At 69.4% G+C, this 16,771-nt stretch carries 14 protein-coding genes; 4 read left to right on the forward strand and 10 right to left on the reverse strand.

The window, feature by feature from the left end; translation table 11 throughout:
• The first annotated feature begins 23 nt into the window (after positions 1 to 23).
• Both VTA80_RS21890 and VTA80_RS21895 read left to right on the forward strand, forming a co-directional pair.
• Entirely contained in the window at positions 24 to 1,526 is a 1,503-nt protein-coding gene (locus VTA80_RS21890) for an arylsulfatase (protein WP_407343172.1), read from the forward strand.
• Positions 1,523 to 2,485 (forward strand): formylglycine-generating enzyme family protein, encoded by a 963-nt coding sequence (locus VTA80_RS21895; protein WP_407343173.1) that lies wholly within the window; start codon positions 1,523 to 1,525, stop codon positions 2,483 to 2,485. The genes VTA80_RS21890 and VTA80_RS21895 overlap by 4 nt, the downstream gene beginning before the upstream one ends.
• A gap of 32 nt (positions 2,486 to 2,517) precedes the next feature.
• Here the strand turns inward: VTA80_RS21895 and VTA80_RS21900 are convergent, their stop codons facing one another.
• Positions 2,518 to 3,354: a PRD domain-containing protein gene (locus VTA80_RS21900; RefSeq protein WP_407343174.1), complete on the reverse strand. Its 837-nt coding sequence runs from the start codon at positions 3,352 to 3,354 to the stop codon at positions 2,518 to 2,520.
• Positions 3,355 to 3,402: 48 nt separating this feature from the next.
• Positions 3,403 to 5,460 (reverse strand): glucose PTS transporter subunit IIA, encoded by a 2,058-nt coding sequence (locus VTA80_RS21905; protein ID WP_407345837.1) that lies wholly within the window; start codon positions 5,458 to 5,460, stop codon positions 3,403 to 3,405.
• A gap of 316 nt (positions 5,461 to 5,776) precedes the next feature.
• Here VTA80_RS21905 and VTA80_RS21910 point away from each other — a divergent pair, with 316 nt between their 5' ends.
• On the forward strand, positions 5,777 to 6,511 hold the full coding sequence (locus tag VTA80_RS21910; RefSeq protein WP_407343175.1) for a CPBP family intramembrane glutamic endopeptidase: 735 nt from the start codon (positions 5,777 to 5,779) through the stop codon (positions 6,509 to 6,511).
• Between the two features lie 14 nt (positions 6,512 to 6,525).
• On the opposite strand, the gene VTA80_RS21915 is transcribed toward VTA80_RS21910, so the two are convergent.
• The 4 genes from VTA80_RS21915 to VTA80_RS21930 all read right to left on the reverse strand — a co-directional run bounded on the left by VTA80_RS21915 (position 6,526) and on the right by VTA80_RS21930 (position 9,688).
• On the reverse strand, positions 6,526 to 7,722 hold the full coding sequence (locus VTA80_RS21915) for a discoidin domain-containing protein (RefSeq protein ID WP_407343176.1): 1,197 nt from the start codon (positions 7,720 to 7,722) through the stop codon (positions 6,526 to 6,528).
• 372 nt (positions 7,723 to 8,094) lie between these two features.
• Positions 8,095 to 8,385: an SHOCT domain-containing protein gene (locus VTA80_RS21920; RefSeq protein ID WP_407343177.1), complete on the reverse strand. Its 291-nt coding sequence runs from the start codon at positions 8,383 to 8,385 to the stop codon at positions 8,095 to 8,097.
• 42 nt (positions 8,386 to 8,427) lie between these two features.
• Positions 8,428 to 8,922, reverse strand: coding sequence for a DUF6325 family protein (locus VTA80_RS21925; RefSeq protein WP_407343178.1), 495 nt, complete (start codon positions 8,920 to 8,922; stop codon positions 8,428 to 8,430).
• A gap of 58 nt (positions 8,923 to 8,980) precedes the next feature.
• Positions 8,981 to 9,688, reverse strand: coding sequence for a DUF4386 domain-containing protein (locus VTA80_RS21930; RefSeq protein WP_407343179.1), 708 nt, complete (start codon positions 9,686 to 9,688; stop codon positions 8,981 to 8,983).
• A gap of 148 nt (positions 9,689 to 9,836) precedes the next feature.
• On the opposite strand from VTA80_RS21930, the gene VTA80_RS21935 reads away from it, so the two are divergent.
• On the forward strand, positions 9,837 to 12,683 hold the full coding sequence (locus VTA80_RS21935; protein ID WP_407343180.1) for a BTAD domain-containing putative transcriptional regulator: 2,847 nt from the start codon (positions 9,837 to 9,839) through the stop codon (positions 12,681 to 12,683).
• 24 nt (positions 12,684 to 12,707) lie between these two features.
• On the opposite strand, the gene VTA80_RS21940 is transcribed toward VTA80_RS21935, so the two are convergent.
• The 4 genes from VTA80_RS21940 to VTA80_RS21955 all read right to left on the reverse strand — a co-directional run bounded on the left by VTA80_RS21940 (position 12,708) and on the right by VTA80_RS21955 (position 16,680).
• Positions 12,708 to 13,358 carry an LON peptidase substrate-binding domain-containing protein gene (locus tag VTA80_RS21940; protein WP_407343181.1) on the reverse strand — a complete coding sequence of 217 codons (651 nt, stop codon included), beginning with the start codon at positions 13,356 to 13,358 and terminating at the stop codon, positions 12,708 to 12,710.
• Positions 13,359 to 13,452: 94 nt separating this feature from the next.
• Positions 13,453 to 14,748, reverse strand: a complete 1,296-nt coding sequence (locus tag VTA80_RS21945) for an MFS transporter (protein WP_407343182.1) — start codon at positions 14,746 to 14,748, stop codon at positions 13,453 to 13,455.
• A gap of 145 nt (positions 14,749 to 14,893) precedes the next feature.
• Entirely contained in the window at positions 14,894 to 15,748 is an 855-nt protein-coding gene (locus VTA80_RS21950) for an ABC transporter permease subunit (RefSeq protein ID WP_407343183.1), read from the reverse strand.
• Entirely contained in the window at positions 15,745 to 16,680 is a 936-nt protein-coding gene (locus VTA80_RS21955; RefSeq protein WP_407343184.1) for an ABC transporter ATP-binding protein, read from the reverse strand. The genes VTA80_RS21950 and VTA80_RS21955 overlap by 4 nt, the downstream gene beginning before the upstream one ends.
• Positions 16,681 to 16,771 lie beyond the last annotated feature (91 nt).

Genomic DNA, 16,771 nt, shown 5'->3' on the forward strand with positions numbered 1-16,771 from the left:
TACGACAACTCGGGGGGCCCACGATGCCGCAGCACAAGCCGAACATCCTCGTCATCTGGGGCGACGACATCGGGATCTCCAACCTGAGCTGCTACAGCGACGGATTGATGGGGTACCGCACGCCGCACATCGACCGGATCGCCGAGGAGGGCGCCCGGTTCACCGACTTCTACGGCGAGCAGAGCTGCACCGCGGGGCGGGCGGCCTTCATCACGGGGCAGAACCCGCTGCGCACCGGGCTGACCAAGGTCGGGCTGCCAGGTGCCGAGATCGGGATGCAGGCCACGACGCCGACGATCGCGACGGCGCTCAAGGCCTGCGGCTACGCGACGGGCCAGTTCGGCAAGAACCACTTCGGCGATCGCGACGAGCACCTGCCCACGATGCACGGGTTCGACGAGTTCTTCGGCAACCTCTACCACCTCAACGCCGAGGAGGAGCCCGAGCTCGAGGACTACCCGCCGGCCGAGGACTTCCCCGACTTCCGGCAGCGGTTCGGGCCGCGTGGGGTGCTGCACACGTGGGCCAACAGCGACGGCACCCAGCGCATCGAGGACACCGGCCCGCTGACGAAGAAGCGGATGGAGACGGTGGACGGTGAGTTCATCGAGGCGGCCACCCAGTTCATCCGCGACAAGGCCGCGGAGGAGACCCCGTTCTTCCTGTGGTTCAACTCCACGCACATGCACTTCCGCACGCACACCAAGCCCGAGAGCCGGGGCCAGGCAGGACGATGGCAGTCCGGCTATCACGACACGATGATCGACCACGACGCACAGGTCGGGGAGCTGCTCGGTCTGCTCGACGAGCTGGGTCTGGCCGAGGACACGATCGTCATCTACTCGACCGACAACGGCCCGCACATGAACTCCTGGCCGGATGCGGCCACGACGCCGTTCCGCGGCGAGAAGAACACCAACTGGGAAGGCGGCTACCGGGTGCCCGCCGTCGTGCGCTGGCCGGGACACATCCCCGCCCGCACCGTGCTCAACGGCATCATGAGCCACAACGACTGGTACGTGACCTTGCTCGCCGCCGCGGGGAACCCTGACATCGCCGCGCAGCTCAAGGCGGGTGCGGACCTGAACGGGACGACGTACCGGGTGCACCTCGATGGTCACGACCAGCTGCCCTACCTCACTGGCGAGGTCGACTCCAGTCCGCGCGAGTTCTTCTTCTACGTCAGCGACGACGGCGACCTCACGGCGGTGCGCTACGACAACTGGAAGTTCGTCTTCCTGGAGCAGCGGGCGATCGGCACGCTGCAGGTCTGGGCGGAACCGTTCGTCGAGCTGCGCGTGCCGAAGATCTTCAACCTGCGCACCGATCCCTTCGAGCGCGCCGACCAGACGTCGAACACCTACTGGGACTGGCTGCTCGACCACGCGTTCCTGCTCGTGCCGGCGCAGGCCTTCGTCGCACGGATGGCGGCGACCTTCGTGGAGTTCCCGCCCACGCAGAAGCCCGCGACCTTCGGCATCACCCAGGCGTTGAACAAGATGCGAGCCGGGCTGCCGGACGCATGAGCGAACCACGCCTCGAGTCGCCCACCGCGGCGGGCACACCCCCGGTGGGCGACATGGTGTGGATCCCCGGTGGCACGTTTCGCATGGGTTCGGACTCGCACTACCCCGAGGAGAGGCCCGCGCGCGCCGTGAAGGTCGCCGGGTTCTGGCTCGGACGCACGACCGTGACGAACTCCGACTTCGCGAAGTTCGTCGACGAGACCGGCTACGTCACGGTGGCCGAGCGCCCGCTCGACCCGGCCGACTTTCCCGGCGCCCCGCTGGCCAACCTCGTGCCCGGTTCGATGGTCTTCACCCCCACCCCCGGCCCGGTCGACCTGCGCCACCTGAGCCAGTGGTGGACGTGGACTCCCGGCGCCTCGTGGCAGCACCCCGAGGGCCCGACGACGGACGTCGTCGATCGTGGGGACCACCCAGTCGTCCAGGTCGCCCACGACGACGCCGAGGCGTACGCCGCGTGGGCCGGGCTCGTGCTACCCACCGAGGCACAGTGGGAACGCGCCGCGCGGGGCGGCCTCGAGGGCCTCACCTACACCTGGGGGGACGAGCCCGAGGCCTCCGATGCCCGGCGCGCGAACTACTGGCACGGCGACTTCCCCTGGCGGGCCGAGGCCGGCTACGGGGCAACCGCACCCGTCGGCAGCTATCCCGCCAACGGCTACGGCCTGGCTGACATGGCCGGGAACGTGTGGGAGTGGACTGACGACTGGTACAGCGAAAACCGCTTCTCCGGTAGTGCGCCATGCTGCGTCCCGCGCGACCCTCGAGGCGGCACCCCGGAAGAAAGCCTCGACGCCAGGCAGCCGCAGTTCCGCGTGCCGCGCAAGGTCATCAAGGGCGGCTCTTTCCTCTGCGCCGACTCCTACTGCCTGCGCTACCGACCCGCGGCGCGACGACCCCAGATGATCGACACCGGCATGAGCCACCTGGGCTTTCGCTGCGCCGCCCGCCAGGACTGACGTGCCGCTTCACGCGCGTTCGTGACGATGGATCAGGCCTGATCGGCGGCGACCCGGGCCACATGGAGCGCCAGGTAGGAGACCTCGTCGTCGGTGAGGGGTGCACCGAGGCGCAGCTCGAGCAGGGCCGCCAGCCGCAGCGCACATTCCGCCTCGCGCGGGTAGGTCGCCCGGATGACGACGCCGATGGGCGAGTGCTTCTCGTCGAGCTGCTTGTGCTGGTGGATCCGGACGAACAGATACCGCAGGTGCGTGATGAACCGTCCCACGCTGACTCCGCCCGGGTCGAGGTCCAGGCCGAAGGTCTGCTCGATGACGGTGACCATCTGCTGGATCGCGCCGGTCATCGTGTAGGTGTAGGAGAGGTCGCCGGTCGCGAAGCCGGCATTGACCAGGTGGAGCGCAAGCCCGACCGCCTCGGCGCTGGGAAGCTGTGCCTCGCTTCGAGCGTTGATGGCGACCACCAGCGCCGCGGCGCTGGCGTACTCCTCCACGTAGAGGTTCTGCACCTCGGCGAGGAGCGGGTACTCCATGTCCATCCCCACGGCGATGCGCCGCAAGGCAAAGCTGACGTGATCGGCCAGGGCGATGATCAGCGCGGGGTTTCGGGTGAGGCTGTCCAACCCGACATCGGCCAGAGCCGAGCCCACCAGCGCGATGTGCTCCGGGGGGATGCCCGCCAGGAGCTGGGCCAGGTGGTCGGGGTCGCGCCCGTCCGCGGGCACGAAGATCCGAACGATCTGGTCCGGGTCGACGGCCTGACCCGGCCGGGCCTGGAAACCCAGGCCGCGGCCGGTCAGAATCACGTCGCGTCCAGCGTCATCCTTCGCGAGGACGACGTTGTTGTTGAAGACGCGCACCAACTCCATGTCAGGCCAGCATCGCGTCGCTCAACGAAGCGAGCACGATCGCTCCTTTCAGGGGGTCACGCCGATGATCGGGTCGCCAGAGACGACGTCGCTCCCCGTCTTGGGTGTGACCGACAACAGGGACTTGCTGTTGATGACGACCACCACGGTGGTCGGATCGTAACCCGCGTCCCGGACACCCTTGAGGTCGACCGTGGCAAGCAGGTCGCCGATCGCGACCCGTTCACCCTTCTTGACGGCGACGTCGAAGCACTTGCCCTGGAGCTGAACGGTGTCGATACCGATGTGCACCAGCACCTCGACCCCGTCATCGGTCTTGATCCCGAAGGCGTGACCGCTTGCCGGGACGGTGACCAGCACGCCGGCCACGGGTGAGGTGACCCGACCGTCGGTGGGCCGGATGCCCACACCCTCACCGAGGGCGCGAGACGCGAACACCTTGTCCTCCACCTCGTCCAGGGACACGACGAGTCCGGCGATGGGCGCGACGATCTCGGTGGTGGGAGTGCTCACCGGCGTCGGAACGGCCGGCGGGACGTCCGTCGGCGCAGCGGCCCGGGCGGCCTCGAGGGCCAGGTCGGACTCGGCCTGCAGGCGGTTCGCGAGCGACTCGGCCTTCTGCTCCGGCGTGCGGTAGTCGGAGATGATGACCAGCACCATGGCGGTGACGAACGCGGCCGTGATGGAGAGCACGTACAGCGGCATCGGGGCGAAGAGCGGGATGGTCAGTACCGACGTGAAGGCGAACGCGCTCGTCTGCACCCCGCCGAAGATGCCCGTGATCAGGCCACCGACGAGGCAGCCCACGAGCATGCGCGGGTAGATGCGCTTGAAGCGCAGGTGGATGCCGTACAGGGACGGCTCGGAGATACCACCCAGGAGGCCTGCGGCCAGCGCGCCGGAAGCCGTGGCACGCATCTCTACTTCCTTGTCACGCATGGCGATGAACAGGACGCCCGCGGTCGCACCGAAGCACGCAAAGTTCCAGGCACCCATCGGGCCCTGGATGAAGTCGTAGCCGAGGGACTGGATGTTGATCAGCATGAGCGCGTTCAGGGGCCAGTGCAGACCCAGCGGGACCAGGAACGGGTACACCAGCGGGATGAGGATCGCGAACAGGATGGGGGCGTGGCCGTTCATCCAGGCCATGCCACCGCCGAGCCCGTTGCCCATCCAGATGCCCAGCGGGCCGATCAGGAAGGCGGTCACCGGAATCATGATGAGCATGGAGAAGAACGGCACGAACACCATCTGGATGTTCGCGGGGAAGACTCGCGCCAGGCCCTTGTAGACCAGTGCCAGCACCGCGACCATGATCAGCGGCACGAACACCTGGCCGCCGTAGCCGTTCAGCTGCATCGGCAGGCCGAAGATCTGAGCGACACAGGACTCGGTGCCGAGGGTCGCGTTCGTGGTGCAGACCGTGTCGGCGAACTTCGCCGTGTCGGAGAGGCTGACGAACTGCGGGGTCATGAGGGCGCCCATCACGGTCGCCCCGACCCACGGGTCGATGTTCAGCTTCTTGGCGGCGTTGTACGCCACCATGATCGGCAGGAAGAAGAACACGCCCTGCCACATGGCGTCGACGAAGACCCAGGATGCCGACTTGTCTGCGGCCCGGAAGTCGATCACACCGAACGTGTCGAGCACGGCGGCGGACGCGAGGATCAGCGAGGCGCCCAGCAGCACTCCCAGCAGCGGCCGGAACGAGTCCGACAGGTACTCGAAGAAGCTGTCGACCCAAGCGTTCTTGCCGCGGGCCTTGCCGCGTTCGCCCGCCTTGACGTCGGCATCGCTGAGCGAGCCCTTGCCGATGCCGGCCATCTCGGGCAGGTTCATGATCTGGTTGAACGTGGTCTGGACCGCGCCGCCGATGACGACCTGGAACCGGTCTCCCGACTGCGGGACCGCGCCCATGACCCCGGGGATCGCGTCGACAGCCTTCTCATCGACCAGGCCCGCATCGTTCAGCACGAATCGAAGCCGCGTCGCACAGTGCGTCAAGCTCACGATGTTGCCGGGACCGCCGAGCTTGGCAACAATTTCTTGAGCAGTACTACGTTGAGTAGTGGACTCCATTGTCATTCCTTTCCTGCTCGCACCCATATGACCCAGAAAACAAAAAAAGACCTGAGATGCACCTAGGTGCATCTCAGGTCTTGCCCCAGTATGGGTAACAACCCTATTGAGCGTTCGCTCGGACCCAACGGTAGCACCATCGGCCGGCCGGCCGGACGGGACCCCGGTGGTCGTGCGGTCTCGCCGCGACGCATGGCTGCGCCCTCCCCCGTGGCTCACCGAGTCGGTCACAACTGAATCCGTGCGAGGTCCACACACGATCGACACACGATCCCGACACGCTGCGACGGTGCGGCTGGAACCATGGAGAGAGGCCCACCTCCCCTCAGATGATCGGAATCGGATGACCCTGGTTGCCGCCGTGCCCGCAGTCCGGGGCCGTGTTCCCGCCATGGTCGCGACCGGCGTCGTCATCGCTGCGCTGGTGGCGGTGAACCTGGGTGAGCACCTGCTGAGCGGCGCGTTGTGGCTGGGGCCCGTCGCAGCCGCGGTCCTGCTCGTGTTCGCCCGGCTGAACGGCTTGAGCTGGTCGCAGCTGGGCCTGCACCGCGATCGCCTGCGGTCCGGCATGCGGTGGGGGCTCGGTGCGATCGCGCTGGTCGCGGCCGTGTACGTGGTCGGCGTGATCGTGCCGTTGACCCGCAGCGCCTTCCTGGACGGGCGCTACCACTTCGGCGTGCAGGGCGCGCTCGTGTCGGCTTTCGTGATCATCCCGCTCAGCACGATCCTGCTGGAGGAGATCGCGTTTCGCTCGGTCCTGTGGGGGATGCTGGCGCGCCACGCCGGGACCTGGCGGGTGCTGCTCATCTCGTCGGCCCTCTTCGGTCTGTGGCACATCCTGCCGTCGCTGCACATCTCCTCGGCCAATCTCGGCATCGCTGACGTGGTCCAAGGCGGGGGCTCGCTCGGTCGCGTGCTCGTCATCGCGGGGATCGTCGTGTTCACGGCGCTCGGCGGCGTGGTGGCCGGCGAGCTGCGGCGTCGCAGCGACAGCGTGCTGGCGAGCGCCGGCATGCACTGGGCCACCAACAGCCTGGGCGTCCTCTTCGGGCTCATCGCCTGGCGCATGACCGGCTGATCGGCCGGTCGGGCTCACGGCATGGTGGCGTACGTCTCCAGCTCAGCAAGCCCGGCGTTCTGGGTGCTCCCGCTCACCGAGGTGATGGTCACGCGCACGCTCGTCGTGGTTCGAGACGCAAACCGGAACGAGCCCGATGAGCCGTTGTTCGCGAGTGCACCGATCACGACGGTCGTCCCGTCGGAGAACAGCAACGTCGCGCCGGTGACCTGGTCCGACAGGTTGGGCCGGTCGGCCAGCACGACGCCGTTGACCACCGTGGGGGCAGGGAAGTCGAGCTGGATCCAGCTCCCTTCGTGCCCCCTCACGGTGGCCCATTCCTCGGCGGGATTGCGCGGGTATCCGAGCGCGAGCCCGTCGACCGCCTGCGATGCCGTCTGACCTGCCCGCCGATTCTGAGACGAGGCCGTCACCGTGACCCCCGGCAGTCGGGCCGAGTTGCCGCTCGATTCCGATCCCACGACGTATTGGCGGGCCAGGCGGATGGAGGCCACGAGGGATCCCGGGCACCACGGCCGCAGGCACATGCGAGCGTCGTCCACGGCGTAGGTCTCGAAGGCTGATTGCTTGGCGAAGAGATCGGTACCCGCGACGTTGGGTGGTCGCGTCCACGTCGGATAGCCGCCGTAGCCCAGCAGGGTGTGCGCGGCGGCGTAGTCGCGCTGGGCGGCCCGCACGTACAGCGCGGTGGCGATGTGGTCGGCGTTGTCGCCCTTGCCGAACTCGGCCGTCCAGTCCTCGGTCCGCACCGTGGTGGGCGCGAAGTCGACCATCAGCGCGGTGAGAGTGGTTCGCAGGGAGGAGTCGATATAGCTCGCTGAACCGTCCACCGCCGTGATCGACGTCACGCTCGACTGCCACAGCCGCATCAAGCTCTCGTGGTGGTGCCGGATCATCCCGGTCCCTTGCCTGTTCCCGTCGGGCAGGCGCATGAATACCAGCGAGATGCGCGAGGCGGCGGTCAGCGTCTGCACCCGGATCGGGCGTCCGTCCACCTCGAGCTCGGAGGTCGTCCAGGTATCGGCCACGCCCGCCATCTCGGCGTACGCCGCTCGGCTTCCGGCCTCTCGACCGAGCCAGTAGTCGGCGTCCTGCGCGGCGTCACCAGCGGTCACGAAGACCGTTCGGACGCAGCGCCCCGCCTGGACGTCGTGCAGCACGTCCGGACTCTGGAAGAGGAGGTCGTCGTCCTGGTGCGCGACGATCTGCATGGCACCTCCCTCGCAGGAGGCAGCGAACGCCGGTGCAGGCACCAGCAACCCCGCGACGGTCACGATCGCGGCCGCCGCAGCCACGGCCGCCGCGATCCCCCGTGGCCGCATTCGCCGATGCACTGCCCCTTCGAGGGCTGCAGCTCTGCACCTGCGCATGAAGTTGTGATCCTTTGGCTCGCGTTGATTACCTAGCTCGTTGACCCATTCTCCACGTGTTGTGGAAGGCCCGACCCCCTGAAAAGTCCACGAATGCGTGCTGACCAACTGGTACGGCCCCGGACACGACGGCCAATTCCAGCGAACGACGCAACGGCGGGCTGACGAATGTGTCGACTGTAGTGGTACGAGTGCCTTCCCGGGCGCCGGCGGCTAGCTCTGCAGGATCTTCTGCTTCTGGGCCTCGAACTCGGCGTCGGACAGCACACCCTGCGACTTGAGCTCGCCGAGCGACTTCAGCTGCGCGAGCTTCGCGTCCATGGGATCACCCGGCTCGGGAGCCGCCGCCTGCGGCGGAGGAGCCTGCTCCGTGCCCTCCTCGGGCGGTGCGGACTGGTCTTCGGCGGCCCAGCGACCCGCCTGGCGACGGGAGACGCGGTTGGACACCGCGGTCGCGGTTCCTGCGACCACCGCGGTTCGCGCAATGGCACGAAGTAGAGGCATGAGAGGGGTCCTTTCCCTTGACGGTGGCTAGTGTGACTGGGTCTACTCGGTGGACTCGATGGCTTCGAGCAGATCCGGGACGGGGATCCGACCGCTCGCCACGAGCTGAGCGCCGCCGCGACGCAACGCCGCTGCGAACGGTGCGGCCCAGGTGTTCTCGTAGACGAGGATCCCCGCGGAGCTGCCTGGCTCGATCACGGCACTGGCCTCCTCGAGGTCGTCCGGGCCCAACAGGCCCGACGACGCGCCCTCGAACACGGACAGGTCGAGCGAACCATCCCCGTTCAGATCCGCCAGGACCAACCCGGTCAACGACCCGTCCAGCTCCTTCTTGACGAACACCAGGTCGAGGAGGCGGATCACTCCCCTGTCCACGAGGTCGACGAGCATCGGCAACCCTTCACCGGTCATCCGGCTGCCCGGGAACTCGACCACGAGATAATCGATCGGACCGATCTCTGCACTCACCTCAGCCATGCCGACCACCCACCCGTCCGCGCGTTCGAACTCGATCCAGGACGCCAACGTGCCATCCACGAGCCAGCGGTCGCACCATCCGCGCAGGACGATTCAGCGCTCTGGTCGGCCGGAGTCGTCATGCGTCGACCAGGATGCGGCCGGCCGGCCGGCCGGTCAGGACGCCCTTGGCGAGCAGGAAGACGAGCATCGAGGCCTCCGCAACAGTGAACAGGATGACGAGCGCGGGGTTGACGGCGGCGGCGACGTCGGGCGCGAGGAACTCCAGGGCGACGTCGACGACGTAGAACGTGGAGGCCGTCAGGAGGAGCCCGGCGATCACGCGGGGGAACATCCCCGACCGCCACGCGAGCAGGCCGAGGGGGAAGAGCCACAGGCCGAAGAAGATCTGGGCGATGAGGTAGCCGTAGTGCTGCAGGTCCAAGAACAGCATCACCAGCGACTGTGCGCCGTCTACGCCGAGAGCCGCCGCGTAGGACGGATCGGTCGCCACGAGCAGGGCGCCGAGCTGGTTGACCAGGTTGAGGGTGGTGACGGCAACGGCCACCACCACGAAGACCACCATGGCCCGCGCCAGGTGCGCGTTGACGTGGCGCAGGAGCCGGTAGATCGCCAGGACCACGAAGAGGAAGAACGTCGCCTGCACGAGGTCGGCGACGAGGCTGTACCGCACCAGGTCCGCGTTCTCGAGCACCCTCGCGGCGGTCGCGGTCGCGTCCCCCGGGACGTAGACCTTCGTCCGGACGACCTGCGCGAAAGCGCCGAAGACCGCGACGACGAGGTAGTACAGGCCTGCGGTGCGGGCGAGCCGCTGGGAGGGCTTCATGAGGTGCTCCTTGATTCGGGCTGACGGTTCGGGCTGGACCGTGCTGTCGACTGACCGTGACACCCCCGAGTTGAGCCCGGGTTGGAGCCGGGTTGAGGATCGGCGGGGCTGTGCGAGGATCGGTGACCGATCACCAAAGGGGCGTGCCGTGGTACTGATCCGGCTCTTCGGCGAGGTCGGCGCCACCGACGACAGCGGCCGTGAGCTCGACCTCGGACCCGCGAAGTGCCAGGCCGTGCTGGCAGTCCTCGCCCTCGCGCCCCGGTCCGCGATCCCGGTGTCCCGGATCGCCGAGGCCGTGTGGGGCGAGTCTGCGCCGCGGACCGCCGACAAGACCCTGCAGTCGTACGTGACGCGCCTGCGCAAGGGACTGGGCAACGAGTCGATCGTCCGCGCCGGTGCGGCCTATCGGCTCGACCTGCCCGGCGAGGCGGTCGACGTCGTCCGCTTCCGCAAGCACCTCGACGCCGGTGACGTCGATGCGGCGCTGGCCGAGTGGACCGGGACGCCGCTCGCCGGTCTCGAGGTCCCCGGGCTCGCCGCGACCGTCTCCGCCCTCCACGAGCAGCGCCTCGCCGCCCTCGAGATGGTGCTGGAGATCCGGGTGGACGACGACGCGGCAGGCGCTGTCAGCACGCTGACGGAGCTCACGGCGGATCATCCGTTCCGTGAGGGGCTCTGGGCGCTGCTGATGACCGCGCTGTACCGGCTGGGCCGACAGGCCGACGCGCTGGCCGCCTACCAGCAGGTCCGGAGCCACCTCGTCGACGAGCTGGGGGTCGAGCCCGGCCCGCGCCTGCGGGAGCTCGAGTCGCGCATCCTCGACCAGAGCGCCTCGCTCGGCGGCACGCACACTCCATCGCCCCGGCAGCACGACGACCTCCCTCACCACGGCGCGCGTCGAGGAAACCTCCCCGCGCGACGCGACCGCCTGATCGGCCGATCCGCCGACCTGCAGGCGATCGCCGCGGCGCTGTCGACCTCGGCGGTCGTGACCCTTGTCGGACCCGGCGGGATCGGCAAGACCCGCCTGAGCCTCGCGGCGGCCCTGGCGTGGGGCGACGGCCGCGGTGAGACCTGGCTCGTCGAGCTGGCCGAGGTCCCCGGCTCGGCCGACGTCCCGCGCGCCGTGGCCGAGGTCATCGGGGTCGCCGAGACTCCCGGCCGCACGCTCACGGAGTCGATCGTCGCGGCGCTGCGGCCTCGAGCCGCGCTCGTCATCCTGGACAACTGCGAGCACCTCCTGAGGGGGTCTGCCGCCCTGGCCCGGGCGCTGGCCGAGGGGTGCCCCGAGCTGCTCGTCCTGGCCACGTCGCGCGAACGGCTCGGCGTGCCCGGGGAACAGCTCCTCGCCGTCGACCCGCTGGACGCCGCCGGACCGGCCGCCGAGCTGTTCGCGGAACGGGCGCGGTCCGTCTCGAGGACCGTCAACCTGGACTCCCACCACGCGCAGGTGCAGGAGATCTGCCGCAGCCTCGACGGTCTGCCGCTCGCGATCGAGCTCGCCGCCGCCCGCACCGCCACGCTCACCATCCCGGAGATCGTCGAGCGGCTGGGTGATCGCCTCCGACTCCTGACGCGCGGACCGCGGACGAGCTCGGACCGGCAGCGGACCCTGCGGGCGACCATCCAGTGGTCCGTCGACCTCCTGACCCCGGACCGCCACACGCTCTTCATCCGGCTGTCTGTCTTCGCCGGCGCGTTCACCCTGGCCGCCGCCCATCGGGTCTGTGCCGACCCGGGGTTCGACGAGGAGAAGATCGAGGACCTCCTCGAGGACCTCGTCGAGAAGTCGATGCTCGTCGTGGAGCCGCGTGCAACCGAGCGCCGCTTCCGACTGCTCGACACCCTGCGCGAGTTCGGCGCGGCCGACCTCGCGCAGGCCGGCGCGACCGAGCAGGTCGCGCAGCGTCATGCCGAGTGGTGCCTCGAGGAGGTCACCCGGATCCATCACCAGCTCGTGGGGTCCGCGGAGGTCGAGGGTGTCGCGCGCCTCGGTGTGCTGTGGCCGAACCTGCGGGCCGCCGTCGACCGTGCCTGTCGGATCGGCGACCACCTCCTGGCCGATGCGCTGGTGCGGCCGCTCGCCGCCGAGGTGACGCTGCGACGTCAGTCGGAGATCGGCGAGTGGGCCGAGCGGATCCTCACCATCACCCCTCCCGACGACGTGGACCGGGTCGTGTTCTGGCTCACGTGGGCGGCGCACCGCTACATGCACAATGGTGACCGGCGGGGCTACGAGGTCCTCGTCGGCCGGTATGGGCACCGCGATGATCCGCTGATCGAGTACACGCGTGCGTACCTCTACGACGACGGCTCGGCGCTGAGCACCATCTCGCCGTCGGCCGTCGCGGAGCTTTACCGGATCGGCGAGCCGCACCTGGCGGCGCTCATCGAGCTGGCCGGGGTGGCGTCCGGGCTGATGGCCACCGGACAGCTGGTCGCGTTCGACGCGTTCGTGGCGCCGCTGGCAGACCGGTACCGCGCGGACGGTCCCCCGGCGATGCTCCACCTCACCCTCCTGGGCCTGGGGTACTCCGCCATGTTCCAGGGCCGGACACCGGAGGCTGACGAGCTGTTCGACGAGATGTCTCGCGTCGAGGTGCCGGAGCGCACCTTCTCGGTGAACCGGCCCATCGAGGCACGTGCCGCGTTCCGACGCGGCGACCGGGCGCGCGCCTACGCGATCCTGCGTGACCACGTCGACGACCTGCTCGCCACCGACGTCCTGGACGTCGCCCGGCTCACCGCGCTGGAGTTCGTGACGATGCTGTCCGCGCTGGACCGTTGGGGCGACGCGGGGCCGGTGCTCCCCTACCTGGAGTCGACCGGTGGCTTCGGCGAGCTCGCCGCCCGCGTGATCGCGGCCGACGGCGACGCCGGCACGCCGCCCCGGTCCGACGGGGTGCCCGACGCCACGAGCAGCCCGGACGCGGATGCGCACCAGGCGCTGCAGCACATGCGCGACGTCCTGACCGATCTGCTCGCCGGCTGACCGACCGGTCGCGTACGACGAGGGTCAGGTCGGATCGTCGTCGTCCAGGCCATCGGTCCATCCCGCCGCGATGCTGTCACCGGCCGCGCGCGTCTCGGCGACGAGGCGGGTGATCAGCTCAGCGGCGGTGCCAGAGCGCAGCAGCGCCTGCTGGTCCAGGGACCCGATCGGCGCGATGCCGGCCAGCTGCCACAGGCGCTCGGCCGGGTCGTCCGACAGCTCGACGTCGGGCGGCCAGAGCAGCTCGACGAACTCGCTGTGCCGGGTGAGGGTGGTCCGCACCACGCGCTCGGCAGCCGCGAGCGCGACGAGGTCGTCCGGCTCGATCACGAGCGGCGCGAGCTCGCGAACCCGTGCGCGCGGGAACGGGTCCTCCGCGAGCCACTCGACCACCTCGAAGCGCTCGGCGCCCCGCGCGACGAGGACGATCAACTCGTCGCCGATCTCGACCGTCACGATGCTGGCCACGGTGCCGACCGTGAAGCGCGCATCGCCGCCACCCACCTCGGAGCCGCGCTCGATCAGCACCACCCCGAACTCGCGGTCCGGCTCGCCCAGCACCGTCGACAGCATCGCCACGTAGCGGGGCTCGAACACGCGCAGCGGCAGCGGCATCCCCGGGAGCAGCACGGAGCCGAGGGGAAACATCGCCAGCTCACGGGTCGCCTCGGGCACGGTCCTGATCCTGCCCCATCAGCGGCCTGGCTGCGGCCGAGTCTCGGTACCGGCGCGGCAGTGCACTCGTTCCGGCCCGCCGTGCGGAGGGTTCTCAGCGGACGCCCCGCACGCGCAGGATGGCAACGGCCCCGAGGATCGCGCAGAGTCCGGCGACCGCGTACAGGGTTTCGTAGCTGCCGCCGCCGAGCGCCAGGATGACCGGCGCGATCGTGGGCGCGACGGAGAACGGGAGTGCGCCGGCGATGTTGAACACGCCGAGGTCCTTGGCGGCCGTGCTCTCGTCCGGCAGCACGTCGGCGACGAGGGCGAGGTCGACGGCCGCGTACATGCCGAACCCGAGCCCACCCAGGGCCATGCCGACGAGGAATCCGTTCACGCTGCTCGCGACGGCGACCGTGAACATCGCCAGGCCGTACACGATCGACGCAGTGAACACGAACGCCTTGCGGCGGCCCGTCCGGTCGGAGAGCCTGCCCGCCACGAGGGACGCGACGACGATGACGATCGACTGGGCGAGCGTGCCGAGGAAGATCTGTCGCGGCACGTCGGCCTCGGGGCTGCCGAGCTGGTGCAGCAGGTAGTACGCCTGGTAGGTGGTCAGGAAGGCGTAGGCCAGCACGAACAGGAAGCGGCTGACGAAGGCCCACGCGAAGTCCGGGCTCGTGCGCGGGGCGACGTAGAACGTGCTGAGGAGCTCCCGCAGCGACCATGTCGGCCTCGTTGCCCGCGCGAGCCGACGATCCTTCAGGAAGACCGCGAAGACGAGGATGAAGAACCCGCCGATCGCGCACGGGGCCAGGAACATGGCGAGCTGGTTGCCTGCGAAGAGCTGCACCAGGAACGTGCCGGCAACCGCTGCGACGGGCACGCACACCCCCAGCACCCCGGAGACGAGACCTCTCTGCGCGGCGGGAACCTGGTCGGGGAGCACCGCGACCTGGGCAGCGAGCAGCGCGTTGAACATCAGCTGGGCGAGGCACCACCCGAACAGCACAACCAGGACGCTGGGCGCCGACGCGACGATGAGGATGCCGACGGAACCACCCAGCAAGCCGATGACCATCCAGGGACGCCGCATCCCCAGCGGCGACGAGGTGCGGTCGCTCATCCTGCCGAAGAACGGATTTCCGATCATGGCCACCAGGGCGCCGACCCCGGTGACGAGCGCCAGGCTGGTCGGCGCCTGGTCGATCCCGACCAACGAGTTGATCTTCAAGGCCAAGGTCACGAGCACCGGCGCGATCACGACGAGACACGTGCTTGTGTACGCCAACGTGTACAGCGAGATGAAGACCCAGCCCACCCGCCGCGGCGCGGGCGACGGGGACCCCACCGGAGCCGGTCGCGCGGCGGGCGTGCTGCTCACGGGTCCGGAGACGTCGGGCATCGCGCAGTCCTTACGGAGGCATGGAGCCAGGTACCTGGCTCCGGTGGGGCCAGCCGGATCGGTGCCAGCAGACCAACCAGAGGCGCAGACGGCGCGTTGCGTGCGGGTGCTTCGTCGCCGAGTCTGCCAGTCGATTCTTGAATCGTCACGCGTCCCGTCGGCGCAGCACCAGGCCACCGACGACGAGCGGGACGACGGCGTACGCCGCGATCACGAGCAACCCGGCCCCGGGGCTCAGCTGGCTCCCCCCGAGCGACGCCGCGTCTCCCAGGTTGAGGAACGAGCCGGCTGCCGGCAGCGGGAGGTAGCTGACGAGGGTCTGGACCCAGTCCAGCCGGATGAGCTGGAGCAGGCCGGGGAGCAGCAGGAGCACGGTCAATGCCACCGTGACGGCGGCCGCCGTCGAGCGGACGATCGTGCCCACCCCGAGAGCGAACAGGGCAGCAGCAACCAGGAAGAAGGCCGTGCCGCCGAAGACCTGCCAGGTCTGGACGTCGTCGAGGGCGGGGACCAGGCCGTGGCGCGAGAGCATCGGCCTCGTCACGAGGTAGGAGAGGGTCAGGCTCACCGCGGTGATGCCCGTCGTGAGCGCGACCAGGGCGATCGCCTTGGCGACCAGCACGGGCAACCGGGTCGGAACGGCGGCGAGCGTGGAGCGGATCATGCCGGTGGAGTACTCGCCGGTGATCAGCAGCGCGCCGAGCACCGCGATGGCCACCACCCCGATCTGGGCCCCGCCAGAGACGATGGTGGCCCCGTGGAGCTGGGCGAGACCACCCGCTGCCGCGACGTCGTCGGCCATGGCACCGAGCGATTGGGCCGAGGCGAGCGCGATGAGCGTCATGACGGCGACGGAGCTGCCGAGCGTCCACCAGGTCGAGCGCAGGGAGAGCAGCTTGATCCACTCCCCGCGCAGGACTCCGCCGAAGGTGCGCCGGGCGACGATGACGGACCGGGCGGGACGTGGGGTTTCGAGCGCTGGGGCGACGAGCGTGGTCATCGGTTCGCACCTTTCAGGAGGGCTGCGGTGACGTCGGAGCGGTACTCGACCGCGTCCTGGGTGAGGTTCATGTAGGCCTCCTCGAGGCTGGCCTTGTGCGAGCTGAGCTCGTGGAGCGGGATCCCGTGGGCCGCTGCGGTGTCGCCGATCTGCGCCGGCGTGATGCCCTGCAGGTCGATCGCCCCGTCATCGCCCGGGGTCAGGGTGACGCCGTCGCCGGCGAGCAGCGCGGCAAGCTCGCCGAGCCGGGGCGAGCGGACCCGTACCGTGGCGCCGATGACGGAGTCGATGACCTCCTGCACCGGGCCGGCGGCGATGATCCGGCCGCGGCCGATCACCAGGAGCTGGTCGGCGGTCTGGGCCATCTCGCTCATGAGGTGCGAGGAGAGGAACACCGTCCTTCCCTCGGAGGCGAGCAGTCGCACGAGCTGGCGCACCCACTGCACGCCCTCGGGATCCAGGCCGTTGACCGGCTCGTCGAGGATCAGCGTCTGCGGGTCACCCAGCATCGCCGAGGCGATGCCGAGCCGCTGACCCATGCCGAGGGAGAACCCGCCGACGCGCTTGCCGGCCACCCCCGCCAGCCCGGTCATGTCGATGACGTCGTCGACGCGCTTGCCGGAGATGCCGTGGGTGGCGGCCATCGTCCGCAGGTGCGAGCGCGCGCTGCGGCCGGAGTGCACGGCCTTCGCGTCCAGCAGCGCCCCCACCTCGCCGAGCGGGGAACGGTGCTGCGCGTACGGCTTGCCGTTGACCGTCACGGTCCCCGACGTCGGACGGTCAAGCCCGACGATCATCCGCATCGTGGTGGACTTGCCGGCCCCGTTGGGCCCGAGGAATCCGGTCACCGAGCCCGGTGCGATCGTGAAGTCGACGTGGTCGACGGCGAGCTTGTCGCCGTAGCGCTTGGTCAGCTGGTGCGCCTCGATCATGAAAGTGCCCTTTCGAAGTGGTCGGCCGGTCCGGCTGGAGGTTCCTGCCTGGTCCTCGGTTCGATCGCAACGTAGGAGAAGACCTGGGGAC

Source organism: Pengzhenrongella phosphoraccumulans (assembly GCF_045689905.1).
Taxonomy (GTDB): Bacteria; Actinomycetota; Actinomycetes; order Actinomycetales; family Cellulomonadaceae; genus Pengzhenrongella; species Pengzhenrongella phosphoraccumulans.

What these genes read in the sequence shown, in the direction of transcription:
- VTA80_RS21905 (WP_407345837.1), bottom strand. Translation starts at nt 5,460, where the DNA reads ATGGGTGCGAGCAGGAAAGGAATGACAATGGAGTCCACTACTCAACGT.
- VTA80_RS21955 (WP_407343184.1), bottom strand. Translation starts at nt 16,680, where the DNA reads ATGATCGAGGCGCACCAGCTGACCAAGCGCTACGGCGACAAGCTCGCC.
- VTA80_RS21920 (WP_407343177.1), bottom strand. Translation starts at nt 8,385, where the DNA reads ATGCCTCTACTTCGTGCCATTGCGCGAACCGCGGTGGTCGCAGGAACC.
- VTA80_RS21950 (WP_407343183.1), bottom strand. Translation starts at nt 15,748, where the DNA reads ATGACCACGCTCGTCGCCCCAGCGCTCGAAACCCCACGTCCCGCCCGG.
- VTA80_RS21910 (WP_407343175.1), top strand. Translation starts at nt 5,777, where the DNA reads ATGACCCTGGTTGCCGCCGTGCCCGCAGTCCGGGGCCGTGTTCCCGCC.
- VTA80_RS21915 (WP_407343176.1), bottom strand. Translation starts at nt 7,722, where the DNA reads ATGCAGATCGTCGCGCACCAGGACGACGACCTCCTCTTCCAGAGTCCG.
- VTA80_RS21895 (WP_407343173.1), top strand. Translation starts at nt 1,523, where the DNA reads ATGAGCGAACCACGCCTCGAGTCGCCCACCGCGGCGGGCACACCCCCG.
- VTA80_RS21930 (WP_407343179.1), bottom strand. Translation starts at nt 9,688, where the DNA reads ATGAAGCCCTCCCAGCGGCTCGCCCGCACCGCAGGCCTGTACTACCTC.
- VTA80_RS21900 (WP_407343174.1), bottom strand. Translation starts at nt 3,354, where the DNA reads ATGGAGTTGGTGCGCGTCTTCAACAACAACGTCGTCCTCGCGAAGGAT.
- VTA80_RS21945 (WP_407343182.1), bottom strand. Translation starts at nt 14,748, where the DNA reads ATGCCCGACGTCTCCGGACCCGTGAGCAGCACGCCCGCCGCGCGACCG.
- VTA80_RS21890 (WP_407343172.1), top strand. Translation starts at nt 24, where the DNA reads ATGCCGCAGCACAAGCCGAACATCCTCGTCATCTGGGGCGACGACATC.